This window comes from Campylobacter jejuni, from assembly GCF_049221745.1.
GTDB classification, from domain to species: Bacteria; Campylobacterota; Campylobacteria; order Campylobacterales; family Campylobacteraceae; genus Campylobacter_D; species Campylobacter_D jejuni_E.
Genome location: NZ_JBMJAO010000002.1, coordinates 142,916 through 168,915, shown reverse-complemented (window position 1 = coordinate 168,915; position 26,000 = coordinate 142,916). Strand labels below are relative to the sequence as shown.

Below are 26,000 nucleotides of genomic sequence, written 5' to 3'. Positions count from 1 at the left end.
TTAACCTTCATAATAATCACTATCTTTAATTCTCTTTTCACAAAAGAAAAGCAGATCATCCATGGCTAAAAGCCATTTTTATCATCTAAATAAGCTATAAAATCAGCACTATTTATACTTTGCACATAGTCTTTATAACTCAAAGCTCTATTAAATTTTTTTGTGAAATTACAATTACAACCATGTTCTTTCATCATCAAGCTCCTTGCCATCATTAGCTATATACTCATAAATTATCTTGTCACATAATGCCAGAAAGTCTTTTTCTTCGCATCTTGTAATCAAATAACAAACATAATTAATCACAGCAAAACTAAGTGTTTCATCTATCATTAAATGTTCTTTTTCATTGTCAAAATCAGGCTCATCAGGAATAATCAAAAAATGATTATTCCTAACTTGCCTAAAAACTTTTTCGCCTTGCTCTACATTTTTTAAAAGAACGCTAGGAACACATTTTGATAAAATATAATAAAATGCTTCCATAAAATAGGCTTTCAAAACTTCATCATCTTCTATCATTTTGTAAGAATTTTTAACTTTAGCGATAATGAGTTTTTTAGCCGTAGCACAAAGCATTATGCACCTTTTGCTGCTTTTAAAACCGCTTTAGCCTTTGCATTATTTCCACTAGTTAATCCCACTCCTATAGCAAAAGCATCAGCATTTCTTACTTCTAAAGTGCTTTGCGTATAAAATCTTTTTGCTTTTGCAGTAATATCAGTTGGAACATCTTCAATCATAGTAGGAATATAAAGCCCATGTTTCATATACTCAAAATCTCCAGCAATTAAAACATCACCCAAACCATATTTAGGGCTTAATAATCTATGCATATGGAAATTTACCGTTCCAAATCTGTTTCAAGGCTTACTACTTGTCCTGCTAGTTTTGTTTCATTGCCTAAAATTCTTGTAGCAAATTTGTTAATAGCTCCTTTTAAGTCAGCTCCTAAAAAGACATCTTTAGGCGTAACTCCGCTATTCCAAATGGTTTGCAAAATTTGATTAAGTTTATCTTCTGTTAGTTCTGTTGCAGTTCCGCTCCAATCTCCTGTTTCATCAAAAGCTAATACATTTCCACGCTTTCCATCAGCAAAGCTATCTTTTCCTTTAGCGATATAATGAAAAAGTCCAGCCATTTCTCCACTTGTTGCTTCTTGTGCTTGAACATAATCTTTGAAAACTGATTTTTTTACATCACTATCTCTGCCTAGACCAAATAAAGCATATTCCATATCCATTTTATGTTCTTTGGTTTTTTTGCCTATTTGATACTCCATTTCATTACCACCATATTGATTTGCTTTTAATAAAGCTTTTGATACCATGGCTTCGGTAATGAATATTTGAGTAGCATTTGTAGTTTTTTGAGCTGTGTTTTTTGTTTCACCTACAAATTTACTTAACTCTAAATTTGCATTCTTTTTTGGTTCTTCAAAAGTATCAGTAATCCAACTATGAGTTAAAGGATTTGTAACCTTTGAAGTACCTATTTTATTTAAAATTGGTGTTTCAGTAGCTCCGATTTTAATAATCGTTTCGTATATTGATTGTTTTAATTTAACATTTTCCGTTGCGGGTAAGGTATGTCCCATTGAAGGTAAAGCCATTTTTGAATTCTCCTTAGTTTAGTTTTAAGGATTTTTCCAAAAATGACTATTTCAAATATAGTGTGTTTTGAAATAAATTAGATATTTTTAAAAACAAGACAAATTAAAACTAATTTATTTTTGTTTTTAGTTTTGTTTATTAGAATTTTGATTAAGAGCTTAAGGGCAGAATCTCGCCCTTTACAATTGCGAAAGATGTATATAAACTTTCACTTCTCTTATTGTAATTCATAGTTTGCAACTATCCATGTATTTGTCTTATCTCCTTTTCAATTATCTTTTATATTTTAAAAAATAATTACATGAATTTATGCTATAATTGATAATCGCCATTGACACTACTCACGCTTAAAGTGTCAGTATTAAGCCTAGCTTTAGTGCGTATCGGCTAAGCTAGGGGCGATATATTAATAAAAATTATATGCAGTTATAATCCACTTTTTATCTTTACCTTTATAATCAAGTGCTACCATAACTCTACTATTCTTAACATCAATAAAAGCTCTATTATTACCTTTTTTTACATTTCCATTATTTATAATATTTTCTATTTCTTTTATAAAATTTAAAGCTTTATTTTTTGCTTCTATTTTATTTAACCCTTGTTTAATGAAATCTTCTTCTCTTCGATTGACAATATGACTTAATCCAAAGTTTCCATCTCCCCAAACCAAATCAATATCCCCTAAATCTTTTCTATGAAAAGCACCTGCTACCTGTCCTTGTTTTTCAATGAGTAGTTTTTGTAAAGCACCTTTTCCATCGTGATAATATTCTGCATAATTTTCGCCAAATTCTTTTAAAGGTTGTATGTTTAATTCTTTTTCTATTTTACCCCTTAAAGCACTTGGAATATCTTTTTTTACACCTTTATTTGTGCTTTCTTTGGCATTGATTATCATCTGTCTAGTTAAGTTGTATTCAACAGTATTTAAATTCATATTATCTAAAAAATCAAAATTATAATCTTTATTCTCTTTTAGAAAATTATCATATCTTTTTAGAATATCTTCACTAGCCTTTTTATCATTTTGTATTTTTTCATCAAGACTTTGTTTTACGCTTTTTTTATTCTTTTTCTTTACTTCTTTTGCCTTAATATTCTTTTTTATATCATCCATTAAGTTTGTTTTAGGCTTAGTTTGGGTAGAATTTTCGTTAGAGAACGACACTTGCTTTGTCTCTGAAGATGCCCTAGATGTCGGTAAGGCTCTCGCATTATTATAATACACTACTTCAGCATTTTTCATTTTATTTTTTATATTATTTTGTTTCTTTGGTGAATTGCTAATTATAGTCAAGTGCGTTTCATAGTCTTTACCTATACTTGTAAAATAAGTTTGATTATCTATATTTTTAATAAAAATAAAATCATCTTTATCTTTTAAGATTGCCTGTGGGCTTTCTAAAGTTTCTTTGATATGTGGTATGTATTTAATTCTATCTTTTTCAATCAGCTTTAGTAAACTTCCTTTTGTAAGTTTTATTTCTCTATCTTTTAAAGCTATCTTTGCTTCTTTTGGTATATTAGGGATATATTCATCATCGATATTTTTAAGATTGAAAGTTTTCATCCATTCATTTCTAACATCTTTATTTATAGTATACTCTTTGCCATTTTTGCCTATAAATCTTAAAGAATTGTCTTTAGGATCAGCTTTACCCATGAAGAAGTTGTCGCCTTTGATTAAATCTTTAACTTTTGAATTAAATTCTTTTCTAGCCTCTTGTGCTTCTTCTTTGAGTGTTTTATCTTTAATACTTTCTATAAATTCTTTAGCCGATCTATCAAAATCTTTTAAATTATTTATATTGCTAAACCCCCTTCGCATTTGTATTCTTGTTCCAGCTCTTTTGCCAACTTCCCATAATCTCATAAAATAAAAAGCTATATAATCAGTGAAATTATTAACAAGCATTGTTTTAGCTCTTTCTATGAAATTTGTACTTATTCCATGTCCTAGTTCTTTTGCTTTTGAATTTAAAATACCATCTATTACAGTTTCAAAGTTAGTACGTAAATCACCTATTGTTTTTAAAACTTCAATCTTCTCTTGTCCTGATTTGCTTTTTGGTTTAAAGTTTTCAAAATTATCCATGACCGCTTTATAATTTACTGCAAATTTGGGATTATTGGCATCTCCTATATTTACTTTATTTTTTTCTAAAGCTCTAGTTATTATTTGATTATCTAAAACTTTAATCTCATCATCATTAAGTCCTTTTGTTATAGCTTCATAATTCTTTTTTGGATTAGTTTCATTAAGTATTTTATCTATATCTTTTGATATCTCTTTTTCACTTCCTTCTAGTTTTTTTCCTAATTTACTTTTATCATATACTTTAAAATCTGCATAATCTTTTCTAATCTTGGTTAAAATCTCTTTTGCTTCTTGGGGATTATCAGCACTTTTTACTATATTTTCTAAAAATGCGTCTTTTAAGCTATTTAAAAAATCTTTATAGTTGTAACTTGAGCTTTCTTTTATTTTATTGCCTATAGCATCAATTCTATCGTAAATCTCTTTAACGCTTTTACCATCTAATGCACCGCTTTTTACTTCATGAATAAAATTTTTTATCATAGCTGGCGTGCTTTCACTATAAACACTTGAGTTTAAAACTATATCATCTATGGTTTGCTTATCTACTTTTACACCATTTGGATTAAGCTCATCTAGTTTATCAAGTCCTTTTCCAAATTCATCATAAGCTCTTTTTGCTCTAGCATCTCTTAAAGCATAAAGCTCATCAGCCTTAGAAGCATTATTTAAATTTAACTCTTTTAATATAGCCTCATCTTGTAAGTGTAAAGAGTTTGCAACCTTATTTGCCATTTTAGGATCATTTGCTAAAACACTTCTTGCCATATTAGCTAAATCATCATTCATAAAAGAAAGATTAATAAGATCTTGTTGATTCAGTGCTGCTTCTTTTGAGCCTATATTTTTACTAATATTATTTAGTGAATTAGTTACGTTGTCTGCTGTATTTTTTACAAAACCATTTTTTGCAGTATTTGAGAAATCTTTTATTTTGCTTGCCACTCCATCAACTAATGCATTTCCTTGATTAACTTCTAAAGGCATAGCTCTTGATTTTTGCAATATATCATCATAATTTCTATTTCCGCTTTCTATTAGCTCTCTTGCATAAGCTTTTGAAGTTTCGCTACCTTGTGAAGCCAAATCATTTAAAATGCTAGGGCTTATTTTTCTAAGCTTATCCCCTATATTTTCTTTTAAATTACCACCTTTTACTGCCATGCCATCTATCATATCTTTACCAGCTTGTGCACCTGTTTTTGCCATATTATAGGTATTTTTTAAAGCTCTTGCTCCTTTGGCAACTCCTGCAAAAGCTGCATCTCCTATTAAAGAAAGTCCAGCATTTTCACCCATAAGCATAAGAGCTTCTTTTAAATTCATATCTTGATTTGTATCTTTTGTATTTCCGTAGTAATCATATCCTGCCCCTAAAGATGCACCTAATGCACCACCTGCAACCATACCAACTCCGCCACCTAGCATTGTACCGCCAATTGCACCTGCTGTTCCTAAAGCCATACTAGCACCATTATCTCTTAATCCACGATATAAATCACCCATAGTGCTACCTTGCACTTTAGAATAATTTCCATTATTATCTTGCACCCAATAAGATCCATCATCATCTTGCAATAATCTTCCACGCCCTGATTTTTGCAACTCATCGCCTAAATCTCTCATAAACTGATTACTTTTTCTTACTACTTCATTATCATCAGCAAAAATAGGTTTAGAGGCATTAAATTTAGATTGCTTATCTAAAATATAATTACTTAAATCATCAGCATTCATGGATGGATTTTTATTATAATCATATAAATCCCTTTTATATTCACTAATATTTCCCATAGGATTTGTTAAATTTTGGTCTTTGAAATTATATTTTTCATATTCTTTAGCATATTTATCTTTATTTTTATAAAAATCATTTATTACTTCATTTTTTAAATTTGATAAATATTCACTTGTATTTTGATTTTCACTTTGACTTGCTCCATCTTGCAAAAATGAAATAATGTTATTTTCTTGTGGTTTTTCTAATAAAAATTCTCTTATATTCATTGTATTAATCCTTGTTTTTTTAATTCTTCTATGCTAACTTGCATTTTTCTACCTGCTTGATTAACTAATATTACATTACCATTAGCATCAGGCTCTGATATTTGAGCATTAATTCCATTAAAACTAACGCTATGTAATTTTGGTGTATTTTGATTTTGCACTTCTAATGTATTTTTGGCTAAATCATTTTGTATATTTTGATTAGTTGTTGAATTACCTATAATTACTGCATTTTTACTAGGTTTTGAGTATTTTTCATCCCAATAAAAAGCTTTTACCTTTGGAGCATAATTGTTATAAAAATCCATATTATTTTTATAATCTTCTATAGCACTTTGTTTCTCAATATTTGTTTTTGCGTTTCCTAGTCTTTCTGCTAATTCCATTTTAAAAGAGTTTGGAGCTTCTGCTAACCATTCTCCTGCTAATGCTTGAGCTACCCTTTGATTATTTGCTTCCATAGTATAACCATTAATAGGGAAATTGGCTTGTATATTCTCTAAATTCCATTTAGCATTTTTACCACCCCTTAATAAATCACTTTGCATTCTTTTTAAGAATAAATCACTTGCATCATTTAAATCTGTGCTTTGACTTCCCCATCCACCAAAACCACGCTCTATAGCTCCATTCCAAAAACCATGGGTTGTATCATATGTTTTACCTTGTTTACTTGCTAAATCTAAAAACTGAGCATCTGCTTTATATCTTGTATTGTTTTGTAAATTTGCATTGTTTTGACTATCAAAACCTTGACTATTACTAAAAACTCCATTTAATAAATCTTGCTCTTTTTGTTTTGTATTTATCTCATTTTGTAATTTTTGTAGTTCTAATAATCCTTTTTGATAATTTAAATCCTTGTAAGCCTTATTAGCATTTATTGCTTGCTGTCTTAAAGCATTTTGCATGGCATATTGTCTAGCTCTTTGGTTATAATTCATTTGCCATTGCTGATCTGCTATATTTGCTCTTTCTTTTTGATAATCAAAGTTTCTCTCATTTTGCAAAAGCTGATTATTTTGCATAGCCTGATTAAATTCCATTTGTTGCTTTCTTAAATCTTGCTCTTGCTGAAACTCATTAGCTTTAACTTTATCATCAAAACTTTTGCTCATGATGTCATATAAGACACCACCGACTTTTCCTGCGTTTTGTATAACGCCTGTATCAGGATTAAATACTACTCTTTGTGGGTTATAAAATGCCATTTTGTTTCCTTTATTCTTTCTTTTAAAATAAAGGATTTAAGGAAGTTTGTGTATAATTTTAAAAGGTGTGGTGCCAAGGGTCGCCACCCTTAGCACTAAATTACCACCTAGAAAGGCGGTGAAATAAGATGCTACAAATCTTAATAGTTATTATACTACTTTGTATTATTGTTGTCAATGCAAATTAACAATCAATAAACAAAGCCCCTTATACAAGGGGTTAAGATTTACCCTTTAAAACAAACTCCTTAAATCCAAATTTATTTAATTACTCCAAACATTTTGAAGTTTATTTTCCATATTCTTTCTTCTATTTAATTCTTCATTAGCTAGATACTTATTGAAGTTATAAGCATCTTTTTGTAGCTCATAATTCTTTTGTGCCATCTTTTGCTGATTATAAGCACCATATAAAGCACCAGCACCGCCTAAAACATTTCCTAATCTATCAAAATTAGTTACTTTATTTGTATCGCTACTTTTAAATAACCAATCTCCAAAATTACTAAAAGAATTTTTTAATCCATTTAAAAAACCACTACTACTACTTGCTAAATTTGGAGTGAAATTGCTTGTTTTCATCAAAGTATCTGCAAAGCTAGATCCTAATCCCGTACCACCTTTTAAAGCTGTTATAAAATCCATAATTTCTCCTTTATACTAAACTTAATAATTCTTTACCTAGATCTATCTCGCTAACTTCGCCTTTTTTTAACTTATCGTTAAAATCACTAGTTCTTACATTATTATTTGCACTTGATAAATCTTCAGCTTTTTTAGCATTATTTGATTTTCCGACCAAATTTAGTAAGGTTTTCCAGCTGTCAATATTACCTTCGCCTAAACCATTTAATTTTGTTGCAAGTTCTGCCATAGCCTTTAAATCCGCATCAGGATAGGCTTTTCTTAACTCGCTTTCTACTTGTGCGTATTTAGCGATTAGTGCATCTTGCTCTTCTTTGTCTTTTTGCTTTTTATCAAGCTCTTCAAGCCTTTTTAATTTCTCATCAAGTCCATCAAGTCCTAATTCTTTTAAATACTGCTCTCTTTGTAATTCTTGTTCGCTTGGCTCTTTTTTTGGATTTTTTAAAGCTTCAAGCTCACTCATTAAAGCATTTAATTTGTTGTCATTTTCACTTTTATAAGCTTCAAACATCGCCTTATAATCAGGCTCGTTCTCATTATCAACCGGCATAGGTTCATTATCTTCTACTTTCGTAGGTTCGTCGCCATTATTAGCAACTTGTCCTTTATCATCATCTGTTATGGCATTTATTAAATCTTTTAAAGCATCATTTTCCATCTTCTTCATCCTTTATTTTATTGATTATTATGTCTAAAAAAGCCATAGTATCTAAAGCTTTTAACCTTAACTCTTTCTCATCGTTATTTTTTGCTATATAAAAACATTCGCTATATTTTGCTTTGATAAAATCTATTAATTTCTTTCCTCCTTTAGTTTTAGATATATCACTTTTAATTTCAATATTAAGCATTAGCTTCTCCTTGCATTTGTGGATTAATATCTTCATTATTTTCAAAAGCAAATAAACTATTTACATTCTTTACACCTAAAATTGGTAATAATTCTTTAGTAAGTTCTTTGCTAGCATTTATAATCCCATAAGCAGAATTTGCATCGCCTATGCTCATATACATTTGATATAATTGTGAAAAAACTTGCATACTAGCTTGAATTCCTGCACGTCTAATTTCTTTATTCATGGCACCTGTGCCGGTTTGAATTTTAAATCTAAAACTAGGTATATCCTCTCTTTGAAAACCATTAAAAAAACTATCTTCTCCATACTTAAAAACAAGCATTGCAAATCTATCAAATAAAGGCTCTATAAAAGTTTCGTTATACTGTCTTATATAGTCAGCACTTCTTCTTCCGCCTTCTTGTGCTTTTATGCTAATTTCTGTTGCTGTTTCATTTTGTGCAGTTTGAGCTCCATTGTTTTGTGGACTAACTCCTGTAACTTCTGTGAGTTCGCTTTCTAAAAGCTGTAAATTCATTCCCGCACTATTTACATTTGGTGGTGGTAATATTTGCACACCCTTTGGATCGTCTGTATATATTGGTTTTCCTAAGGTTTCTATATCTTCTCTGCTTACTCCCATTGATTTTGGCATCATTATTTTAGGCATGATATGAGTTCTTACTGCATCTATTAAAAGATTTCTAGTTATATTAATTTCATCTTGCAAAGGCATAGCAGAAGCCATTATAGGCTCGCCATAAGCACTTACATAGTTTTCGTTATCTATCTTTTTAAGTTGTGGTAGCATTGAACCCCAGATAAAAGGCTGTCCATCTTGCAAAGTAACTTCATTTCTAAGTAAATTATTTTCAAATAAGGTAGAAACCACCCACTCATCATCGTTTTTTCTTTCATAAATATCATAAAGCTTTACTTTTTTATACTCATCATCTTCATCAAAAAGCTTTTTAATTTCAATTTTTTTATAAAAACCTAGCTTTTGTCTTTCATGGATTTGATTATAGGTTAGGTAAATTTCATTGACTATATATCCTACATCCTCGCTATTTAATGCATTTGGATCAAAATAAATACTATCAATATCTACTCTTTCAATGCGTGGCATTCCTTTATGCCAAGTAACCTTGGCTATACTTGTTCCCACAAGTAAAACATCTAAGAAAAGCGGTTGAAAAATCTTAAACATATTGATTTTACCACTATAAAAATCAATTGCATTCTGCCATAGCTCTATAATCGTATCATCGCTATTAATGTAAGTTTCAATATCTGCCATTCTCTCACTATTAAAATACACATCATTTAAGCTAGTGATTAAATACTTTACCTTAGCGTTTATTTTTGGTATGTAGATACTTGATTTATTTCTTTTTCTCAATTTTTGCATTACCTTATTTTCAAGCAAATAAGCATCTTGCAACTCTTTAAAGTGTGGTTTGTAATTTTCATATCCACTTTTACTTTCGCTAATGAGTTGTGTTAAAAACGACACTCTCTCATCATTAGTTCTTTTTGTTTTCATTCATAATTCTCCATATTGTTGTTTTGCTTAAATTTGTTATTTTTAAAATATCTTTTTCATTCACTCCTTTTTCAAATAAAAACTCCGCAAATTCTCTTTTAAATTTCTTTTTAGAAATATTATTAAACCCTGACACAAGCTCTAAAAATTCATTTGCAAGACTTGACTTTATAGCCTCATCGCTTAAATTTGAAAGCTTTTTTATTTTGTTTACATCAATTGCATCATAGATCATTAAAAACTCACCAGCCATCATAACTCCAATCTTCATTAGTATTGTTTCTACTGTATAGTTTTTCAAAAAAGGTTAATGCAACCGCATCGCTAACATCAGGACTTTTGCCATAATTCTTTTTTAAATACTCTTTTGAGACTATCTTTAAAAGCCCCTTGTCGCTATATTCATACTCAATCATTCTCATATCTTTTTTTAATTCTTCATCTTTAAAAAGCTCCATATGTTTTAAATTTTTGGCAAAAGTAAAATACATTTGTGCTCTTTTATTTAAGTATTCATTACTTGTTGCAGAATTTGCAGAATTTGCCTCTAATACAGGCAAACCATAATTTAATAAAACATCATATACACCTACACCAAGTCCGCAAGTATCTATAAAAATTCCTTTAGGCTTATCTTCACTTTGGTTATATTCGGCTAATATTTTGTTTGAAAGCTCAATAGTTCCAAGTTGTGAGTATTTTTTAATCTCATCAATTACAAAACCTTTTCTTTTTGCAAGAACACTCTTATCATCTCCATATCTTGCTACATCAAGCCCCCAAATATTCTCGCCTTGCATTTTTTCAATACTAAAAGAGTTCTTGCTCATCGCATTTTCAATTTCACTTAGAGAAAATAATTCAGCACTCGAGCTATCTATAAACTCGCCATAAATTTCTTGCTTGACAACTTCACTACCTTCTCCGCCTACTTCTTCAATTAATTCTTTAATTTGCTCTTCTTTTAAAAATGGATTATCATAGCTTGAGAATTGAAAATGTTTCCAATTCTTATCACTTAATTCTTTTTTGCAAAGTTCATAAAATAGATTTTTTCCTTTAGGAACTCCACCGATAATCGCTCTTGATTTAGGGTTATCAAGCAACATAGGGCGTATGGCGTTATACCAAAGATACTCTCCTTTACTACCTTTTAAAATAATTCCTGCTTCGTTTAAGATAACAAGGTCATATCCAAAACCTTCGATATTTTCACTTCTTTCAGCACTTCTCATATGAAGCACTGCTCCATTAATAATTAGTTTCTTGTCTTGCACACTCCATGAGTAAAAATCTTTTGGCAAGTTTTTTAACTCAGGTGTAAAATATAACTCGTAATAATTTTGTAAATTTGCTTGTATGGTATCCACCCATAAAACATTTTGTCCTAAAAGCAAGTTTTCGATAACAAACTTAGCACTTCCCCTTGTAAAACCAAGTCTTCTGCCCTTTGCTACAGTTATAAAGCGTGGATTTTTATCATCAAAAACTTTAAGTTGTGCTGGAGTGTAAGAAAAATCGATTTTTAAATTCATTTAATTTCACTTCTTATGATTTCAATTTTTTGAACATTATCGCTGACAACTTCTTGCTTATCAACGTATCCATGCTGATTTTTTAGTAAGAACATACTAACACTTGGGGTATAAGTGCCGATTAAGGAATGGTTTAAAATATCCATTTCACATTTTTGCTTAGCTTGAGATACAATTTCTCCGAAATCCTTATCCTTCTCCCACTCGCCTAAGGTTTGCATTGTAATTCCTAAATACACAGCTAATCCCACTTTTGTTTTAGGTGCAAAAATAATACTCTCCTTAGTTTCTTTTAAGACAACTCTTTCATTAAAATAACTCTCTATTTTTGAAACAAGCTCTTCTTTTGTCATACTTTTGCCATTTGTCATCATTCTAGCCATTAAGCCACCCCTTCTTTAAAATTAAATTCTTTGATTTCTAAATCTAAAAAAGATTTTTTAAAACTAATAATCTCATAATCGCCTTTTAAAACATTCTTATCGTTTTCAAATAACGCATCTAACACGCATTTTACGATATTGTCCCCATCGCCATGCCTTTTGCTGTTAAATCCTATTTTTAAAGAAAACTCATATTTCTTTTGCTTATCAAAGGCTTGAAAACAGCTAATATTATTTTGTCTTCTAAACTCCATTTGCAAGAGTTTTTTAAAATCTAAATATTTAAGATAATCTTTACATGCAAATTTAGATCTTTGCGTAGTTCTTTTATAAGGAATAGGATTGTTAATCAAATCAATTTTTAAAATATACTTTTCCATTTCAGGCTTTCTTAAAATTAGCTTATATTTCTAAAAGCCATTTTGACTTTTATCTTCTTTTGAAATTCTGCTTGATTCTCCTCAAAAATTTTTTTCTGCTCATTCTTAAAATTGCTATATTCTTCTTCATAACTTAAAGATTTATATCCTTTTATCTTATAAGAAGTATTTATATGTGTATCTTTTCCGATACGCTCTTGATTTTTAAATATAAAATCTATTAAAGCGTGTTTAAATTCGTTATTTTTTAGCACTTCTCCATCTTCGTAGGTTAATTCTCCAAAATTATTTAGACAAACCAACATATTAATTGATTTTGCTAATTTTTTACAAAGATTACCTTGTCCATCATGACAAACATATGAGTATTTAAAATCACTTTCAAGCAATCTAAAAAATGGACTATTTTTATATTTATTTTTTAACCATTCTAAAAAAATTTCTTTGTCTTCAAAACGCTTTTTAAACTCGATTTCAGCTCTTTTGCAAACTCTTCTTAATTTCTCATAGGTTGTCCCTACGATATTCTCTCTTTCTAAAGTTTCGAAATAAAAATCTAAGAAAGCATGAATATCCTTTGCATCTTGCAAATATCTACCTACAATATCAGTTGCTTGAGCCTTATTAATTTCCAATAAGTCCATTAAAATTTGTATTTTTTCTTGCATTTTTTACTCCTTAAAAGCATCCTAAGAGCTTGTTTTTGTTCTCATCTTTCATTCCGTAATACTCCATCAAGCTATCAACCACACTAGGATTGGCTTCTTTTTTTCTGTTAAAACGCTGATTTTTTCTTGCTTCATTTTCTTTAGCGTATTTAAGCCATGTATAAAGACTTCCTGCCACACTTGACATTCTTTTTCCATTTCTTTTCCATTCCCTAGCATCCCAATAGCCTATAAAATCATTAGCCAACTCTTCACCAAAGTTTGTGCCATTTTTCTCATTAAAAGCTATTATTTGTCTCATGAGTTCATTTGCATTTGGGACTTTAAACTCTTTTTTTGCCATTTTCTCTAACTCCTTTTTGCTAAAATCAATAAAGCTCGTCACAAAAGAGGCGTTTTGATTAGAAACGCGTTCTTTCTTTTCTTGATTATTTTTTAAATTTTCTAAATTCTCTTTTTTTATAAATTTATTATTATTAATATTTATATTATTTATAAATTTATTATCACGTGCGTGCGTGTGTGTTTCTATATAATGCAAATTCTCTTTTTTTCGTTTTCAGTAGTTAATTTTCTGTCGATTGATGAAGTGTTATTTTTAAGAGTTTTGCTTAGCTTTTCATCACTGTTTTTAAGCAAAGATAAAGATTTGTTAAAATGCTTTTTAACTTGATAATTTTCATCTTTTAAAATCCACTCATAAAAATTTAAAGAGCCATTCCTAACCTTTTTAATTTCTAAAAGTCTGAGTTCAATTAATTCTTTTTTAGCAATTCTTAGTCTATTTAAACTCATTCTTTGATTATTTTTAACTTTTATAAACTCTCTTAGATAGATCTCACTTACAATCGTTTTTTCACTAAGCTTTGCTAATTGAATATACAATGCTAAAGCATCAACGCTAAGACCGCCATAAGCTATAGTGTTTGATAATTTCAAATAGCCTTTTCTCTCTCTTAGGCTTTTACGCCCCAAAGCTACATCAAAACTTGCTATAAAACTTGGTATCACTAACACTCCTTTATGTTATAATTTAAATTAAAAAGGCTTTTTATGTTTAATTCTTTCTTATCCGAAATGCTAAAAACCGCCACTTTAGAAAATTTGTTATATTTTTTAATAGGTGTTTTATTTGGTTTAAGTATCCGTCCTTTGTTTTTATATTTAACTAAAAAACAAAAACTAAAAAGAGTTTGTATTAAAGATATGAAGCTAGAAAACGATTTGACAAAAAGACTATATCCTAACTTAGGATATAAATTAGTTACAAAAAAAACTCCTTTTGAAATGGTTTTTAAAAAAGATAAATTTAAATACATTATTTGTCCTCACTACCGTGATAAAAAATGCGTTTTAGATAATGATAAATGCAAGATATTAAAATCCCAGCCGAAATACCAGCCACTAGAAACAGTCTAAAATGCAACATCATCAAAGTAAAAATAAATAATCCTATTATTTCAAATACCCTATCAAGCATTAATCATCCTAAAAGATTTTCCAAATTAAAAAATAAACTAAAAAACCTATTGAAAATCCCGCTATAAAAGCCATTTTTTAACCTTTAGTTCAATCACTTTCATTCTCTATCCTTTCGCTTTCTCCCACGCTTAGGTATGTTTATAAGATTGCTACGAACATCCACCCAAAATTCATGAGGTATTCCGTAGAGTTTTTTAAACTCTATTTGTTTTTTGAAACTTGGGCGTGATTTATTTGTTCTAATCTTTTTAACACTAATAACCGTATAGTGATTACTCAATATTTTTGTAAAATCAAAAAAATCTATTTTTTTCATAATGAAAGTATAAAATAAAGAAACTTAATAAATATTTAATTATGTTTCTAATTATGGAACATTATTTGCTTGAAAAAAGTGTATAATTTTTATACTAAAAAAGGAGAGAATATGGGAAGAAATGGAGATATATTCGATTTTCATTTTGATACTGAAAAATTTAAATTTTATTTAAAAAATAGAGATAAAAAAGTTACATATCAAGATTTGATGGAAATTTTATATAAAAATGGCATAGAAAGCTCAGAAGCAACAATAAAAAAATGGTTGATGTCTAAAGAAGATAATAAAACAAAACCTAAACCACAATATATAAAAATTTTATGCAATGCATTAAATATTCCCTTTAACGAAGTGATATTGCAAGATGTTTTTAGAAATGATAATCAAATTAACTTCAGATATTTCCCAGATATTTATGCAAGTGCAGGACTTGGAACCTCATCTCAAAGTGAAGAAGTGAAAATAGTTTCCGTTGATGAAAATTTTCTAAAAGAAATTTTAGATATACCTATAAAGAAGAGTTATGATATTATAAAAATTAATGGCGATAGTATGGAACCTATTTTATCTAATGGAGATTTTATTATTGTAGATAGAAGTAAAAATTCACTTCAAACTATTTCAAACGCAGATATTGTTATTTTTAGAAAAAATGATGATTTATTTTGCAAAAAAATTAAAAAAGAACCTTTTGAAGATTATATTTTTTTAGTTTCTGAAAATAAAAAATACGAGGATAAAAAAGTAGATAATAGCGAATTTGAACAATGCGAGATCTTAGGTGCTGTAGTATCAAAAATGGCTGTTGAAACCTTTAAAAATTTTATAGAAGTGGTGGGATGATGAATATAAAAGAATTATTAAGTATCGAAAAACATCCAAAAATACAACAAACTTATATGTTGCCAAGTTTTGAAAATTCTAAATCTTTAAAAATAGAATTACAATGCGATGATGATAAATATCATAAAGATAGTTTTATACTTGATATTTCAAGATCTAGTGTGCAATTTCAAAGAAAAACAAACCAATACCGTTATAATGCAACTAATATAATAGCAAGAATTGATTTTTACGCTTCTCATACAAACCCAGAATTTAATCCAAATAAAATTCCAAGTGATAAAAGATTATCAGAGCTTATGGAAAAATATAGCGAATTTAGATTTAGAGACCAAAACCATATCCATATTTTTATCGAAAGCTATGCAGATAAATGGGCTTTCCCTTTAAACGAATTTAATATTAAAACAAATGATGATTTTTTAAATCAAAGCTATGATTTTTGCCAATTTTGTAATATAATAAATATAAAATTTGCAAAAGGTGATTTATTTTGTTAAACATAGAAAATCTTATGAATTCTTATTTTTCTTATATTAAAAGCAATTTTGATATATCCAAAATAGAAAATAATATGTATGAAATTACAACGCCATTTTTAGATAAAAGCAATGATAATATTTTATTTTATATAGAGAAAAAAGATGATTTGATAGAGTTGAGTGATGGCGGAGAAACTTTAAGAAATTTATCATTAAGCGGTTTTGATTTTAACTCAGAAAAAAGATTAAAAGAATTAGAAATAATTCTTAATGGTTTTAATATTCAAAAAAATAATGATATCTTGTTTACTCGTGCGAATGAAAATAACTTTGCAAAAAAACAACATAATCTTATACAAGCACTTATAAGCGTTAATGATATGTTTGTGTTAGCTCAAGGCAAAATACAAAGTTTCTTTTTTGATGATGTAAAAAATTTTTTTGAAGAAAATTTCATTAGATACACAGAAAACATTAGTTTGGATGGAAAAAGTCATTTAAATCATAAATTTGATTTTTTAATTACAAAATCTTCACAACAAAAAGAAAGGCTTATAAAAATAATCAACAATCCAAAGAATGACAATTTAAAGGCAACATTATTCTCTTTTATGGATTTACCTCAAGAAAGAAAAGCTAATGCTGATAATATTATTATTTTTAACAATAAGGAAGGTAAAAATATGGACGCTTTAGTCAATGCTTCAAATGAGCACAATGTAAAAGCATTTCTTTGGAGCAAAAAAGAAGAATATATAGATTATTTAGTAGCTTAAACTATAAAATAGGTAATAAATGAAAAAACTTATAATCTTACCATTGTTATCCACTCTAGCCTTAGCTGATTATAGCCAATACAAACCAAGTGAAGATTTTGCTAAGTATTTTACTAAGCAAAACTGCTCACAAGTTTTAGATAAGTTTTATTATCTAAATTGCTATGATTATAATTATAAAGGCACTAAAGCTGTAGCTTATAAATTAGAAGCAGATAATCTAAAAGGCGAACAAATCAAAAAACGCCCACGCTTTGAAGATGATACAAATATACCTAAAAAATACCGCACTACATGGAGTGATTATAAAAATAGCGGTTATGACAGAGGACACACTCTTTCTAATGCTTCCATGAGAAAAACAACTCAAGCTCAAAGAAGCACTTTTTTAATGAGTAATATTACTCCACAAAATCCACAAATCAATCAAAGAGTTTGGAACAAGATTGAAAAAAGAGAAAGACAAGTAGCTTTAAAGCTTGGAAGTTTAGAAGTTTTAAATTTGGTTAATTATGATAGTAATCCACAAAGAATAAGAAATCAAATTGCTATTCCAAGCTCTTATATTAAAATCTTAAAAGGTGATAATTTTAAAGAATGTTATCAAGTGCCAAATCATGAAGTCGAAGATGAGAATATAAAAAAATATAAGGTTAATTGTGATAAAATATAATCCTGTTGTATAAATAAAGGATTTTCTATGCTATCTCTAAATGCTATAAACTTATATGAAGAAATGTTAAAGTATGAATTTATATGGAGCAGTATTAAAAATTCTAGTTTAAAAAAATTTAAAGATTTACAAATAATACAACAAGATTTTACCTCTCAGGATGCAAAGGAAAAAATACAAGATTTTCTTTTAAATTTAGATAAAAAAGACTTTTCAATCTTAACAGAATACAATTATCAATTTCCAAAAAATTTAAAAAATACATATATAAAATCACTTTATTATAAAGGAAATTTAGATTTACTCAATGAGCCTAAAAAAATTGCTATAGTTGGGGCAAGAAATGCAACAGAAAATGGAATAAAAAGAGCTATAAAATTATCAAAAGAATTATCAAGCAAAGGTTTTACAATCGTTTCTGGATTAGCACACGGAATTGATACGGCTGCAATGAAATCTACTATAAAAAACAATGGAAACCTTATTGGTGTAATAGGTACTCCTATTAATGAATATTATCCTATTGAGAATAAAGCACTGCAAGATGAGATAGCAAATAAACATCTTTTAGTAAGTCATGTACCTTTTTATAAATACTCTATACAACCATTTTCAACTAAAAAATTTTACTTTCCCGAAAGAAATGCGGTTATGGCAGCAATATCAGATGCTACAGTTATTGTAGAAGCAAGTGAAACAAGCGGAACCTTAACACAAGCTAGAGCTTGTATTGAAATTGGAAGAAAGCTTTTTATATTAAATTCATGCTTTGAAAATGGCTTGAAATGGCCATATACTTACGAAAAAAAAGGTGCAATTAGGGTTAAAAAAATTGAAGATATTTTGGATAATTTATGAAGCCTATTAAAGTTGATTTGGACATACATAGCATTCCTTATCTGAATTCTGATGACGCTTGTTATTATTTTTTGGATTATAAGCCAAATTCTGGCTTTGAGGCTAATTCATTAGTATTTAACTTTAAAAAAGATTTATTATTTAAAAATCATCCATCTTGGTATTATAGAAATGAAGCTATTAAAGAATTTGCAAAAATGATAAATAATGTGTTTTTAAATATAAATAAAAACATATTCAATATTATTCCAATGCCCACATCAAAGCCAAAAAATTCAACAGAATTTAACAATAGGCTAATGCAAACTATGGAGGAATTGTTAAAATTGGATAATAGTTATAAAATATTTGATTGTTTTGATGTTCAAAATAATCTAGTACCAGCACACTATAATGGTTATAGAAATCCTAATGATTTAAAACAAGAAATATTATTCTATCCACCAAATTTTTTTGATAAGAATATAGTTTTAATTGATGATGTATTAACAACTGGAGGACATTTTAAAGCTTGTAAAAATATCTTATTGGAAAAACTAGATCCAAATATAAACATAGTTGGATTATTTTTAGCGAAAACTGAACATTATTATCAGTAGATATAAGTTATTTAAACTATAACCTCTCAATACCCCATCAACCTTTTATATCCATCGCAAGCAAAAATCTACTATATTTATTTTTTATTGATAAATGTCTTTTTTACATATTCGACTATACCTGAAGCAGCATTATCAAAAACTCCTTTAGATTCTCCACCAAATAATCCACCAGGCAAAATAGCATCATTTGAAAATGTAGATATTGTTTGATTGTTATCATCAGTTAATCTGACTTCTATTTTTGCTTTAGCCTTTCCAGCCCCGAAACTTATAAAATATCTTAAAGCCCTATTGCCTTCATCATAGTCAGATATTTTACATTCTATTTTTATATCTTTACCATATATTTTCTTATTTTTTAGTAGCTCATTTATTTTATTATTAAGATACCGACTTTCTTCACTATTTTGTTCACATTCTGCATATGCATTATAAAATTTCCTATCCGTATCTATAACATTTCTTTGCGAAACATTATTAATTTGTGAATAAGAACAAGCTGACAAAAACAATATAGCAAAACTATATAAAATTACTTTTCTCATCAAACCAACCCTTTTTAAAAATTTTATTTTTATTATACCACAAAAATATTTTTAAAAAAGTTTCTAATTAATATACTAAATTAAATTTTAATTAAGTTTCTTTATTATATACTTTTATCAACAAAACAAAAAGGAGAAAAAATGCTAGAGGTTAAATTAGATTTAAGACCTGATTTTAAAAAAATGCTAGAAATAGCCTTTGAAAGAAATTATTCAAAAAGTTACGCTTCTTTGGAAGAGTTTTTAGCTGATGTTCTTGATAATGCAGTTAAAAACATAATAATCAAAGAAGCATTTGAAAACAAAGGATTTGTTATTTCTCTAAAAGATTAGGAGTTTCGTTTAAAACTTGAAAATCTTTGTCATTTAGTCTTTTTTCAAGGGTTGCGACTTTACTTTCTAGCTCGCTAACTCTTAAAAGAAGATTATTAAGTTGAGCTTTTAAGCTTTGTATTTCGTCCATTACATCACCTTCCTAGAGTGAAAGTGATTATAACTAAAAAAGGAGAAAAAATGAGTTTTACAGATTTTTATTTTGATAGAGAAGAAAAAAGAATTTCTAGCCAAATAAAAGAATTAATTGCAAATGAATTTGAAAGCAAAGAGAATTTAGAAAATATATTTGCGAACTTGCAAGATTTTAAAAACTCTTTAGAAATAAGCTTAGAAGATGATGAAGAAATATCTATCTCTTTACAAGCTTATGGAGATGAATTTATGAGAAATGCTTATGAACTTTTAGAGAGAGTTAGAAAATTCGAAAAACAATGCAAAAAGCTTTTTTGAAAGTTTAACAAGTTCTTTAAAAAAAGAGCTTTCTTAAGCTTTTGACCGCTTGAAAATTAAGCTTTACTATCGCGTTGATAGTTCTGTATAGCGGAAGGGTTAGCAAGTTATCCATAAACTTGGCTCGCTATTATTGTTTATAGTGCTATTTTTCAAAGGTTTTCTTGCACTTTAAAAACGACAGAAAATCAAGAGTTTAAGAAATATTTTGTATAATTATAAAGTTTAAGTTGCTAACTTGTCTCGGTGTTGAGAAAGGAGGCTCTAAAATGTGGGATAAAATTTTAACAATTTTAATCTTAATCTTAGAGCTAATTAGAGAGCTTATAAAACTCTAATATTTTTTAACACAGATAAATTTTAACTAAATCCGCTTAGCATAAACTTAAACAACTATACAACGCCGAGATTGCGGATTTGCTCGGCTTTTCTTAAGCTCCTTTAATGCTTAAATGGGGCAACTTTTACAAATTAACTACTTGAGAATTTACCTTTTTGTTTTATTTCCTATTCTAAAGAACTCAGTTGTCCCTTTTAAGCATTAATCTAAAAGGAGAAAAAATGAAAGCTTATCACACAAAAGAACAAGTCATCATTAAACTTAGCAAAGATGAATATAGAAAAGAAATGAAGCTAAATAAGTCTTTAAAAGATGAAAATAAATCTTTAAAAACTGAAATTTCTAATCTTGAAAATGAAAAAATAGAACTTTTAAAAGAGTTAAAAGATCAAATAGAAGCAAATATGAAAAATATAAAAGAAATTAGCTCTTTGCAAAATAAAATTTATGAGCTTCTTTATATAAAAGAAAGGTCGAAACTATGTTCCTAAATAGTAAAAAAAATGAAAAAATAAGATATTTAGAAAAAGAAATTCAAAGGTTAAAAGGTGTAATAGCATTAAAAGATACTGCTATAAATGAAATTTCATTGAAGCTAGAAGAAGAAATTAAAATCAATGTAAAACTTAGTAATTTTCGTATAAAAATACTTGATGCTTTAGGGCTTATAGGCGTTTTTAAAAATGATGATAAAGCTATTAAAGAAGTAAAAAGATTAAAGGATAAAGAATTATGAAAAGACAAACAAAACCGCTAAGTATAAGAATTCCATTAGAATTAAAAGAAGAGTTGCAAAAAATAGCAGATAAAGAATACCGCCCTTTAGCAACTCAAATAGTTAAAATTTTAAGCGATTATGTTAAAATAACCAGTAAAAAGGAGTAATATGACAGAAGAGAAAGAAAACATTGTTAAAAAGGTTTGCAAAGAGTTAAACATTACTCAACGACAGCTAAGCGAAATGTTAGAAATCCCAGAAAGTACTATAGCGCGTTGGAAAAGCGGAGATTTGCCACGACTTACAGAACTTTTTTTAAAAACAATGCTTGAAAATATAGAATTAAAGCGAAAGTTAGAAACAATCAAAAAAGCTCATAAAATAATATCAGAATTATAAGGATATGGAAATTTTCCACACCCTTTATTTTCATTTTTGGCAAATATTTTAGAATAATTTATCAAAAATGAATAAAACATATTGACAAACTTTCATAAATAATATATAATTTCCTTAAATATTTTCAAAAATGAAAGGTTTAAGATGAATTTATTACAATGTGAAATTTGTCAAATCACTAGAAATTTTTTAAATACAGAAGTTGCATATAACTACGCAGTAGATAACACTACAATAATGTCTCACAAAAATTTACACTCTGATGAGCTCATAGAAAATATACATTATTTTTACGATTATGAGCAAACAAAAGGCGGAAGACAAAGAGTAATCAAATGGACTTTAGAAGGTGTTTATATGCTTGGCTTTTTCATTAAAAGCCCTAAAGCTAAAGAATACCGCAAAAAAGTAGCTAAGCTTTTAAGAGAGCAAACACAAGCTAGATTTAAAACCCTAAGTGATGAAAATCTAAGGCTTAATTCTTTAAATCATCATCAAAAAATAGGTTATAAATCTCAACTTAAACAACAAAAGGAAAAATATGAAAACAAAATCAAAGCTCTTAAATACGACTTAGAAAAGAAAAAGCAGTTAAGCTTTAAAAGAAAGCTTAGTGAAAAAGAACTTTTGGAGCTTAGGAAAATACTAGCTAAAGATTATGACATTCTTTGTTTTAAAAAATGGGAATATATGTTATTTGCTGAAAGTGTTTCAGGTAAAAACTATAAACTAGAAAAAGAAAATGATTTTTGTATTTATAAAAGTATAAAAGATAGTTTTAATTCTAAATTAGATTATTATAAAAACTATGGTGAATACGAAGAAAAATGGAAAAAAATATTAAGGAGATAAATTGGGAGTTTTAAAAAGATTAGATAAAACTATTATTATAGAAGATGATAGAAAAAGTGAAAAAGAATTAGTCGAGCACTGCATTTTAGAAGGTATTTCTTTAAATGATGCAAACTTAGAAAATCTAAATTTAAGTGGTTTAGATTTTGATAATGTATTTATAAATGGTGCTAGTTTTAAAAACGCTAATTTAAATGATATTTCAAGCAAGAATGCATCTTTTATAGATTGCGATTTCAGCGGAGCAAGTTTTCATTTTTGTAATTTTCTAAGAACAGAATTTGAAAATTGTATATTTGAAAATGTAGATCTTAGGGATTGTATAGGAGATATGAAAAATATCTTTAGCGTTGTCTTGGATACCTATGTTATGACTTTTACAAAAACTATGATGAATTTAGGTTGTGATACTAAAACAATAAAAGAATGGCGTAATTTAAGCGTTGATGATTTAGAAGATGAAGAACAGAAATGGCTTTGGAATTATTACAAGGATACTATTTTTGAAATTATAGATAAAAGATTAGGAGTTGAAAATGATTAGATTAGATATCGGAGATTATTACACAAGAAAAGAAGTTGCAAATCTTTTAAAAGTAAAAGAGTCTATAGTTCACAAATACGCCAAACAAGGCAAATTTAGAGAGTTTAAACAACATAGAAATTGTTCAGGATTGTATCCTAAACAAGATATTGAAAATTTTATAAAAAAATATTTCGGACTTGTTGATTTAGATCAGCAATCTCATCAAGATAATCTCCCCACCACTGCATAAGGATGGCTTTTTCCTTCAAATTTAAAGCATGATTATATGCAGATTTAATCTTATTTTTTTCTACATGCGCTAAACACAATTCTATAATATCGCTACTCATTTGGTGTTTATTTCTATTTTCATGGGCCAGGGTGCTAAACATAGCGCGAAAGCCATGAGGTGTAAAATCATCATTAGAGTAGCCCATTCTTCTAAACATGGATCTAATTGTGTTATCACTTATAATTTCACTTTTGCTTCTTAAGCTATAAAATAAATAACCCGTATTAATACTCATCTCTTTGTATTTTTTAAGCATATATACACATTGAGAATTTAAAGGTATAGTATGTGCTCTTTTCATCTTCATATCTTCTTGCGGTATATACCAAATACCATTTTCCAAATCAATATCTTCCCATTTTGCACTTCTTATACTAAAGCTTCTTTGTGCAGTTAACAAAGAAAACATTGCTGCAATTTTTACACTAATATATCCTTTGTAATCAATTATATTATCTACCAATGCTTTAATTTCTTTATTTTCTAACAAGGTAGCATGATTTTTACTCGCTTTATTTATAAGCAATTCTTTTCTATTTAGATTTGCCATGGGGTTACTTTTAATATATTCTTTTATGACACCATGTCTAAAAATTTCATTTAAAAGAGTAAAGAACTTATCGGCACCTTCTCTTATATTTTCTTTTCTAAATTTTTCAAAACTTTTTAAAATATCCTTGATCTGCAATTTATCTAATATAATTTCTCCATAAATTCCAAAAGCAAATCTTTGCAAATAACTCATATAGCTTTTGTAGGTTTTTTCGCTTAATTCAAGTTTTTTAAGATTCATTTTTTCCAATGCTAATTCTTTAAATGTTATTTCATACTTTTCTCTTATACTGTCATTTTCAGCTAAATTTACCTTTAGATTATCTCTTTGTTTTCTAGCGTTAGCAAGATTGAGAGTAGGGTATTCTCCTAGAGTTATTCTTTTATATCTTAAAGTTTTGGGACATTTATAATTAAATATAAAAGTTTTTTTACCGCTCGGATAAATACAAAGAAGCAGGTTGTCAAAATCAGCAATATAGTATTTTTTGTCTTTAGCTTTTAAGGCTTTTATTTTGGTATCGTTTAACACTTTTATTCCTTTGGGTCAATAAGGTCAATAGCAAATTTTAGCTAGGTCAATAACAAAGTCAATAAAAAATATTTGCAAGTATAATAAATTAAAATAAATTAAAAATAATCTAAAGTAATTAGATGTCTACGAAAAGCCTATTTTAAGACAATTAAAAAGAAGTAAAAAAAATTGAAAAAAGCTAAAAGAAGTATAACTGGTTGCGAAGGGGAGATTTGAACTCCCGACCTTCGGGTTATGAGCCCGACGAGCTAACCACTGCTCTACTTCGCGGCATATAAGATATTTGAAATATAAAATAGGAAATGGATGGGGTAAAGGGATTCGAACCCCTGAATGACAGGACCAAAACCTGTTGCCTTACCGCTTGGCGATACCCCAATAAATATTTTTAAAAGTGTGATTATAGTGAATTTTAATTTATTTGTCAAGCAATTTAAGTTATAATTTTAAAAATTTTAAGGAAATAAAGATGAAATTTGTTAGCGTAGAACAAGCGATTAAGGATTTACAAGCAGGAAAAATGCTCGTTATGGTGGATGCAGAAGATAGAGAAAATGAAGGTGATTTAATCTTTCCTGCGCAATTTAGCACTCAAGAAAAAGTAAATTTCATGATAAAAGAAGCTCGTGGTGTGGTTTGTGTAGCCTTAGATGAAAATTTAGCAAAAAAATTTGAACTTCCTTTAATGGTGCCTAAAAATACTTCAAATCACGAAACCGCTTTTACCATAACCGTAGATGCAAAAGATGCTACAACGGGAGTTAGTGCTTATGAAAGAAATATGACTATACAAATTTTTGCTGACGATAACGCTAAAGCGAGTGATTTTGTAAGACCAGGGCATATTAATCCTTTAATCGCAAAGAAAGGTGGGGTTTTAGAACGCACAGGTCATACAGAAGGCACGGTTGATCTTTGTAAATTAGCAGGATTAAAAGGTGCTTGTGTGATTTGTGAAATCGTAAAAGATAATGGAGATATGGCAAGAAGAGAAGATCTAGAAATTTTTTGCCAAAAACATGATTTAAACATGATAGCCGTAAGCGATCTTATAGAATATCGCCTAAAACATGAAAGCCTTATTAAGCTTGAAGAAAAAAGTCAGAGTGTTTTAGCAGGCTTTAAAGCAGAAAAATTTACCTTTAGCGATCATAATCAAACCCAACACATAGCTTTTTGCTTTAATGATATCAAAAAATGTGAAAATGTTAAATTTCATATCAGTGGTAGTGATTTTGAGCTTTTAACTTCAGATAAATTTTCAAAACTTTTAGAGCAAATCAAATTTCTTAGTGAAAATGGTGGTGTTATAGTTTTCATGCAAGGAGAAAAATCAAGTGCAACTCAATACAAAAACTATGGCATAGGGGCTCAAATTTTAAGATATTTTGGTATAGAAGAAATCAAACTTTTATCTCAAAGTTGTGATAAAGATTATATAGGCTTAGAAGGTTTTGGTTTAAATCTTAAAGCTTGTAATTTTAACTAAAAAGGA

Annotated in this window: 35 protein-coding genes, 2 tRNA genes and 2 pseudogenes; 17 read left to right on the top strand and 22 right to left on the bottom strand. The window is 28.3% G+C overall.

The window, feature by feature from the left end; translation table 11 throughout:
- The 16 genes and pseudogenes from ACOTU8_RS03485 to ACOTU8_RS03410 form a co-directional block, all read right to left on the bottom strand.
- A pseudogene (locus ACOTU8_RS03485) lies at nt 1-194 on the bottom strand (hypothetical protein).
- Nucleotides 175-579 carry a hypothetical protein gene (locus tag ACOTU8_RS03480; protein WP_002861675.1) on the bottom strand — a complete coding sequence of 135 codons (405 nt, stop codon included), beginning with the start codon at nt 577-579 and terminating at the stop codon, nt 175-177. The pseudogene ACOTU8_RS03485 and the gene ACOTU8_RS03480 overlap by 20 nt, the downstream one beginning before the upstream one ends.
- A pseudogene (locus ACOTU8_RS03475) lies at nt 579-1,612 on the bottom strand (SU10 major capsid protein). The gene ACOTU8_RS03480 and the pseudogene ACOTU8_RS03475 overlap by 1 nt, the downstream one beginning before the upstream one ends.
- Before the next feature lie 407 nt (nt 1,613-2,019).
- A complete protein-coding gene (locus ACOTU8_RS03470) occupies nt 2,020-5,721 on the bottom strand; it encodes a PBECR2 nuclease fold domain-containing protein (RefSeq protein ID WP_059119427.1) in 3,702 nt (1,233 codons plus the stop codon).
- Nucleotides 5,718-6,932 (bottom strand): hypothetical protein, encoded by a 1,215-nt coding sequence (locus tag ACOTU8_RS03465; protein WP_059111127.1) that lies wholly within the window; start codon nt 6,930-6,932, stop codon nt 5,718-5,720. The genes ACOTU8_RS03470 and ACOTU8_RS03465 overlap by 4 nt, the downstream gene beginning before the upstream one ends.
- Before the next feature lie 264 nt (nt 6,933-7,196).
- Entirely contained in the window at nt 7,197-7,577 is a 381-nt protein-coding gene (locus ACOTU8_RS03460) for a hypothetical protein (RefSeq protein WP_059119425.1), read from the bottom strand.
- 10 nt (nt 7,578-7,587) lie between these two features.
- Nucleotides 7,588-8,235 carry a hypothetical protein gene (locus ACOTU8_RS03455; protein ID WP_059119424.1) on the bottom strand — a complete coding sequence of 216 codons (648 nt, stop codon included), beginning with the start codon at nt 8,233-8,235 and terminating at the stop codon, nt 7,588-7,590.
- Nucleotides 8,225-8,428 carry a hypothetical protein gene (locus tag ACOTU8_RS03450; protein WP_000931940.1) on the bottom strand — a complete coding sequence of 68 codons (204 nt, stop codon included), beginning with the start codon at nt 8,426-8,428 and terminating at the stop codon, nt 8,225-8,227. Before ACOTU8_RS03450 ends, ACOTU8_RS03455 begins: the two co-directional genes overlap by 11 nt.
- A complete protein-coding gene (locus ACOTU8_RS03445) occupies nt 8,421-9,959 on the bottom strand; it encodes a portal protein (RefSeq protein WP_059119423.1) in 1,539 nt (512 codons plus the stop codon). Before ACOTU8_RS03445 ends, ACOTU8_RS03450 begins: the two co-directional genes overlap by 8 nt.
- Nucleotides 9,940-10,212, bottom strand: a complete 273-nt coding sequence (locus tag ACOTU8_RS03440) for a hypothetical protein (protein WP_002781524.1) — start codon at nt 10,210-10,212, stop codon at nt 9,940-9,942. The genes ACOTU8_RS03445 and ACOTU8_RS03440 overlap by 20 nt, the downstream gene beginning before the upstream one ends.
- The gene (locus tag ACOTU8_RS03435; protein ID WP_422341802.1) at nt 10,202-11,494 is read right to left on the bottom strand and encodes a hypothetical protein; all 1,293 of its coding nucleotides are present in this window, start codon (nt 11,492-11,494) and stop codon (nt 10,202-10,204) included. Before ACOTU8_RS03435 ends, ACOTU8_RS03440 begins: the two co-directional genes overlap by 11 nt.
- Complete coding sequence (locus ACOTU8_RS03430; RefSeq protein WP_002826748.1) at nt 11,491-11,877, bottom strand: terminase small subunit; 387 nt, start codon at nt 11,875-11,877, stop codon at nt 11,491-11,493. The genes ACOTU8_RS03435 and ACOTU8_RS03430 overlap by 4 nt, the downstream gene beginning before the upstream one ends.
- Nucleotides 11,877-12,257: a hypothetical protein gene (locus tag ACOTU8_RS03425; protein WP_422341801.1), complete on the bottom strand. Its 381-nt coding sequence runs from the start codon at nt 12,255-12,257 to the stop codon at nt 11,877-11,879. Before ACOTU8_RS03425 ends, ACOTU8_RS03430 begins: the two co-directional genes overlap by 1 nt.
- A 17-nt stretch (nt 12,258-12,274) precedes the next feature.
- The gene (locus ACOTU8_RS03420) at nt 12,275-12,925 is read right to left on the bottom strand and encodes a hypothetical protein (RefSeq protein WP_422341800.1); all 651 of its coding nucleotides are present in this window, start codon (nt 12,923-12,925) and stop codon (nt 12,275-12,277) included.
- Nucleotides 12,926-12,935: 10 nt separating this feature from the next.
- Nucleotides 12,936-13,466, bottom strand: coding sequence for a hypothetical protein (locus ACOTU8_RS03415; RefSeq protein WP_422341799.1), 531 nt, complete (start codon nt 13,464-13,466; stop codon nt 12,936-12,938).
- The gene (locus ACOTU8_RS03410) at nt 13,454-13,936 is read right to left on the bottom strand and encodes a hypothetical protein (RefSeq protein WP_422341798.1); all 483 of its coding nucleotides are present in this window, start codon (nt 13,934-13,936) and stop codon (nt 13,454-13,456) included. Before ACOTU8_RS03410 ends, ACOTU8_RS03415 begins: the two co-directional genes overlap by 13 nt.
- 42 nt (nt 13,937-13,978) lie before the next feature.
- Here ACOTU8_RS03410 and ACOTU8_RS03405 point away from each other — a divergent pair, with 42 nt between their 5' ends.
- Nucleotides 13,979-14,344: a hypothetical protein gene (locus tag ACOTU8_RS03405; protein ID WP_002874369.1), complete on the top strand. Its 366-nt coding sequence runs from the start codon at nt 13,979-13,981 to the stop codon at nt 14,342-14,344.
- Between the two features lie 160 nt (nt 14,345-14,504).
- On the opposite strand, the gene ACOTU8_RS03400 is transcribed toward ACOTU8_RS03405, so the two are convergent.
- Complete coding sequence (locus ACOTU8_RS03400) at nt 14,505-14,723, bottom strand: hypothetical protein (RefSeq protein ID WP_002826741.1); 219 nt, start codon at nt 14,721-14,723, stop codon at nt 14,505-14,507.
- A gap of 111 nt (nt 14,724-14,834) precedes the next feature.
- On the opposite strand from ACOTU8_RS03400, the gene ACOTU8_RS03395 reads away from it, so the two are divergent.
- From ACOTU8_RS03395 to ACOTU8_RS03370, 6 genes are read left to right on the top strand one after another with little or no spacing between them, the layout of a single operon-like run.
- Nucleotides 14,835-15,569 carry a S24 family peptidase gene (locus ACOTU8_RS03395; protein WP_257075359.1) on the top strand — a complete coding sequence of 245 codons (735 nt, stop codon included), beginning with the start codon at nt 14,835-14,837 and terminating at the stop codon, nt 15,567-15,569.
- Entirely contained in the window at nt 15,569-16,069 is a 501-nt protein-coding gene (locus tag ACOTU8_RS03390) for a DUF6978 family protein (protein WP_207919331.1), read from the top strand. The genes ACOTU8_RS03395 and ACOTU8_RS03390 overlap by 1 nt, the downstream gene beginning before the upstream one ends.
- Nucleotides 16,063-16,827, top strand: coding sequence for a DUF1828 domain-containing protein (locus ACOTU8_RS03385; RefSeq protein ID WP_002810124.1), 765 nt, complete (start codon nt 16,063-16,065; stop codon nt 16,825-16,827). Before ACOTU8_RS03390 ends, ACOTU8_RS03385 begins: the two co-directional genes overlap by 7 nt.
- A gap of 19 nt (nt 16,828-16,846) precedes the next feature.
- A complete protein-coding gene (locus tag ACOTU8_RS03380; protein WP_422341797.1) occupies nt 16,847-17,500 on the top strand; it encodes a DNA/RNA non-specific endonuclease in 654 nt (217 codons plus the stop codon).
- 27 nt (nt 17,501-17,527) lie between these two features.
- Nucleotides 17,528-18,358: a DNA-processing protein DprA gene (locus ACOTU8_RS03375; RefSeq protein WP_422341796.1), complete on the top strand. Its 831-nt coding sequence runs from the start codon at nt 17,528-17,530 to the stop codon at nt 18,356-18,358.
- On the top strand, nt 18,355-18,957 hold the full coding sequence (locus tag ACOTU8_RS03370) for a phosphoribosyltransferase (protein WP_422341795.1): 603 nt from the start codon (nt 18,355-18,357) through the stop codon (nt 18,955-18,957). Before ACOTU8_RS03375 ends, ACOTU8_RS03370 begins: the two co-directional genes overlap by 4 nt.
- 77 nt (nt 18,958-19,034) lie before the next feature.
- On the opposite strand, the gene ACOTU8_RS03365 is transcribed toward ACOTU8_RS03370, so the two are convergent.
- The gene (locus tag ACOTU8_RS03365) at nt 19,035-19,505 is read right to left on the bottom strand and encodes a DUF4410 domain-containing protein (protein ID WP_131260509.1); all 471 of its coding nucleotides are present in this window, start codon (nt 19,503-19,505) and stop codon (nt 19,035-19,037) included.
- A gap of 141 nt (nt 19,506-19,646) precedes the next feature.
- Between ACOTU8_RS03365 and ACOTU8_RS03360 the strand changes: the two genes are divergently transcribed.
- Entirely contained in the window at nt 19,647-19,838 is a 192-nt protein-coding gene (locus ACOTU8_RS03360) for a hypothetical protein (RefSeq protein ID WP_422341794.1), read from the top strand.
- Here the strand turns inward: ACOTU8_RS03360 and ACOTU8_RS03355 are convergent.
- A complete protein-coding gene (locus ACOTU8_RS03355; RefSeq protein ID WP_002810114.1) occupies nt 19,819-19,968 on the bottom strand; it encodes a hypothetical protein in 150 nt (49 codons plus the stop codon). The genes ACOTU8_RS03360 and ACOTU8_RS03355 overlap by 20 nt on opposite strands.
- 50 nt (nt 19,969-20,018) lie before the next feature.
- Here ACOTU8_RS03355 and ACOTU8_RS03350 point away from each other — a divergent pair, with 50 nt between their 5' ends.
- The 8 genes from ACOTU8_RS03350 (at nt 20,019) to ACOTU8_RS03315 (ending at nt 23,376) form a co-directional block, all read left to right on the top strand.
- The gene (locus ACOTU8_RS03350) at nt 20,019-20,291 is read left to right on the top strand and encodes a hypothetical protein (protein WP_422341793.1); all 273 of its coding nucleotides are present in this window, start codon (nt 20,019-20,021) and stop codon (nt 20,289-20,291) included.
- Between the two features lie 561 nt (nt 20,292-20,852).
- Nucleotides 20,853-21,122: a hypothetical protein gene (locus ACOTU8_RS03345; RefSeq protein WP_002874357.1), complete on the top strand. Its 270-nt coding sequence runs from the start codon at nt 20,853-20,855 to the stop codon at nt 21,120-21,122.
- On the top strand, nt 21,113-21,367 hold the full coding sequence (locus tag ACOTU8_RS03340; RefSeq protein ID WP_002795984.1) for a hypothetical protein: 255 nt from the start codon (nt 21,113-21,115) through the stop codon (nt 21,365-21,367). Before ACOTU8_RS03345 ends, ACOTU8_RS03340 begins: the two co-directional genes overlap by 10 nt.
- A complete protein-coding gene (locus ACOTU8_RS03335; RefSeq protein ID WP_422341792.1) occupies nt 21,364-21,516 on the top strand; it encodes a hypothetical protein in 153 nt (50 codons plus the stop codon). Before ACOTU8_RS03340 ends, ACOTU8_RS03335 begins: the two co-directional genes overlap by 4 nt.
- Nucleotide 21,517: 1 nt before the next feature.
- Complete coding sequence (locus tag ACOTU8_RS03330; protein WP_421624850.1) at nt 21,518-21,748, top strand: helix-turn-helix domain-containing protein; 231 nt, start codon at nt 21,518-21,520, stop codon at nt 21,746-21,748.
- 144 nt (nt 21,749-21,892) lie between these two features.
- Entirely contained in the window at nt 21,893-22,600 is a 708-nt protein-coding gene (locus tag ACOTU8_RS03325; protein WP_422341791.1) for a hypothetical protein, read from the top strand.
- A 1-nt stretch (nt 22,601) separates the two neighbouring features.
- The gene (locus ACOTU8_RS03320; RefSeq protein ID WP_422341790.1) at nt 22,602-23,144 is read left to right on the top strand and encodes a pentapeptide repeat-containing protein; all 543 of its coding nucleotides are present in this window, start codon (nt 22,602-22,604) and stop codon (nt 23,142-23,144) included.
- The gene (locus ACOTU8_RS03315) at nt 23,137-23,376 is read left to right on the top strand and encodes a helix-turn-helix domain-containing protein (protein WP_422341789.1); all 240 of its coding nucleotides are present in this window, start codon (nt 23,137-23,139) and stop codon (nt 23,374-23,376) included. Before ACOTU8_RS03320 ends, ACOTU8_RS03315 begins: the two co-directional genes overlap by 8 nt.
- On the opposite strand, the gene ACOTU8_RS03310 is transcribed toward ACOTU8_RS03315, so the two are convergent.
- The 3 genes from ACOTU8_RS03310 to ACOTU8_RS03300 all read right to left on the bottom strand — a co-directional run bounded on the left by ACOTU8_RS03310 (nt 23,303) and on the right by ACOTU8_RS03300 (nt 24,883).
- The gene (locus tag ACOTU8_RS03310) at nt 23,303-24,502 is read right to left on the bottom strand and encodes a tyrosine-type recombinase/integrase (RefSeq protein ID WP_422341788.1); all 1,200 of its coding nucleotides are present in this window, start codon (nt 24,500-24,502) and stop codon (nt 23,303-23,305) included. The genes ACOTU8_RS03315 and ACOTU8_RS03310 overlap by 74 nt on opposite strands.
- Before the next feature lie 197 nt (nt 24,503-24,699).
- Nucleotides 24,700-24,775 (bottom strand) — tRNA-Met (locus tag ACOTU8_RS03305).
- 33 nt (nt 24,776-24,808) lie between these two features.
- A tRNA-Gln gene (locus tag ACOTU8_RS03300) sits at nt 24,809-24,883 on the bottom strand.
- 91 nt (nt 24,884-24,974) lie between these two features.
- Between ACOTU8_RS03300 and ACOTU8_RS03295 the strand changes: the two genes are divergently transcribed.
- Nucleotides 24,975-25,994 (top strand): bifunctional 3,4-dihydroxy-2-butanone 4-phosphate synthase/GTP cyclohydrolase II, encoded by a 1,020-nt coding sequence (locus ACOTU8_RS03295; RefSeq protein WP_422341787.1) that lies wholly within the window; start codon nt 24,975-24,977, stop codon nt 25,992-25,994.
- Nucleotides 25,995-26,000 lie beyond the last annotated feature (6 nt).

Excerpts from the sequence above, each read along its gene's own strand:
- ACOTU8_RS03480 (WP_002861675.1), bottom strand. The coding sequence starts at position 579 with ATGCTTTGTGCTACGGCTAAAAAACTCATTATCGCTAAAGTTAAAAAT.
- ACOTU8_RS03470 (WP_059119427.1), bottom strand. The coding sequence starts at position 5,721 with ATGAATATAAGAGAATTTTTATTAGAAAAACCACAAGAAAATAACATT.
- ACOTU8_RS03465 (WP_059111127.1), bottom strand. The coding sequence starts at position 6,932 with ATGGCATTTTATAACCCACAAAGAGTAGTATTTAATCCTGATACAGGC.
- ACOTU8_RS03460 (WP_059119425.1), bottom strand. The coding sequence starts at position 7,577 with ATGGATTTTATAACAGCTTTAAAAGGTGGTACGGGATTAGGATCTAGC.
- ACOTU8_RS03455 (WP_059119424.1), bottom strand. The coding sequence starts at position 8,235 with ATGGAAAATGATGCTTTAAAAGATTTAATAAATGCCATAACAGATGAT.
- ACOTU8_RS03450 (WP_000931940.1), bottom strand. The coding sequence starts at position 8,428 with ATGCTTAATATTGAAATTAAAAGTGATATATCTAAAACTAAAGGAGGA.
- ACOTU8_RS03445 (WP_059119423.1), bottom strand. The coding sequence starts at position 9,959 with ATGAAAACAAAAAGAACTAATGATGAGAGAGTGTCGTTTTTAACACAA.
- ACOTU8_RS03440 (WP_002781524.1), bottom strand. The coding sequence starts at position 10,212 with ATGGCTGGTGAGTTTTTAATGATCTATGATGCAATTGATGTAAACAAA.
- ACOTU8_RS03435 (WP_422341802.1), bottom strand. The coding sequence starts at position 11,494 with ATGAATTTAAAAATCGATTTTTCTTACACTCCAGCACAACTTAAAGTT.
- ACOTU8_RS03430 (WP_002826748.1), bottom strand. The coding sequence starts at position 11,877 with ATGGCTAGAATGATGACAAATGGCAAAAGTATGACAAAAGAAGAGCTT.
- ACOTU8_RS03425 (WP_422341801.1), bottom strand. The coding sequence starts at position 12,257 with ATGGAAAAGTATATTTTAAAAATTGATTTGATTAACAATCCTATTCCT.
- ACOTU8_RS03420 (WP_422341800.1), bottom strand. The coding sequence starts at position 12,925 with ATGCAAGAAAAAATACAAATTTTAATGGACTTATTGGAAATTAATAAG.
- ACOTU8_RS03405 (WP_002874369.1), top strand. The coding sequence starts at position 13,979 with ATGTTTAATTCTTTCTTATCCGAAATGCTAAAAACCGCCACTTTAGAA.
- ACOTU8_RS03400 (WP_002826741.1), bottom strand. The coding sequence starts at position 14,723 with ATGAAAAAAATAGATTTTTTTGATTTTACAAAAATATTGAGTAATCAC.
- ACOTU8_RS03395 (WP_257075359.1), top strand. The coding sequence starts at position 14,835 with ATGGGAAGAAATGGAGATATATTCGATTTTCATTTTGATACTGAAAAA.
- ACOTU8_RS03390 (WP_207919331.1), top strand. The coding sequence starts at position 15,569 with ATGAATATAAAAGAATTATTAAGTATCGAAAAACATCCAAAAATACAA.
- ACOTU8_RS03380 (WP_422341797.1), top strand. The coding sequence starts at position 16,847 with ATGAAAAAACTTATAATCTTACCATTGTTATCCACTCTAGCCTTAGCT.
- ACOTU8_RS03375 (WP_422341796.1), top strand. The coding sequence starts at position 17,528 with ATGCTATCTCTAAATGCTATAAACTTATATGAAGAAATGTTAAAGTAT.
- ACOTU8_RS03370 (WP_422341795.1), top strand. The coding sequence starts at position 18,355 with ATGAAGCCTATTAAAGTTGATTTGGACATACATAGCATTCCTTATCTG.
- ACOTU8_RS03365 (WP_131260509.1), bottom strand. The coding sequence starts at position 19,505 with ATGAGAAAAGTAATTTTATATAGTTTTGCTATATTGTTTTTGTCAGCT.
- ACOTU8_RS03360 (WP_422341794.1), top strand. The coding sequence starts at position 19,647 with ATGCTAGAGGTTAAATTAGATTTAAGACCTGATTTTAAAAAAATGCTA.
- ACOTU8_RS03355 (WP_002810114.1), bottom strand. The coding sequence starts at position 19,968 with ATGGACGAAATACAAAGCTTAAAAGCTCAACTTAATAATCTTCTTTTA.
- ACOTU8_RS03350 (WP_422341793.1), top strand. The coding sequence starts at position 20,019 with ATGAGTTTTACAGATTTTTATTTTGATAGAGAAGAAAAAAGAATTTCT.
- ACOTU8_RS03345 (WP_002874357.1), top strand. The coding sequence starts at position 20,853 with ATGAAAGCTTATCACACAAAAGAACAAGTCATCATTAAACTTAGCAAA.
- ACOTU8_RS03340 (WP_002795984.1), top strand. The coding sequence starts at position 21,113 with ATGTTCCTAAATAGTAAAAAAAATGAAAAAATAAGATATTTAGAAAAA.
- ACOTU8_RS03335 (WP_422341792.1), top strand. The coding sequence starts at position 21,364 with ATGAAAAGACAAACAAAACCGCTAAGTATAAGAATTCCATTAGAATTA.
- ACOTU8_RS03330 (WP_421624850.1), top strand. The coding sequence starts at position 21,518 with ATGACAGAAGAGAAAGAAAACATTGTTAAAAAGGTTTGCAAAGAGTTA.
- ACOTU8_RS03325 (WP_422341791.1), top strand. The coding sequence starts at position 21,893 with ATGAATTTATTACAATGTGAAATTTGTCAAATCACTAGAAATTTTTTA.
- ACOTU8_RS03315 (WP_422341789.1), top strand. The coding sequence starts at position 23,137 with ATGATTAGATTAGATATCGGAGATTATTACACAAGAAAAGAAGTTGCA.
- ACOTU8_RS03295 (WP_422341787.1), top strand. The coding sequence starts at position 24,975 with ATGAAATTTGTTAGCGTAGAACAAGCGATTAAGGATTTACAAGCAGGA.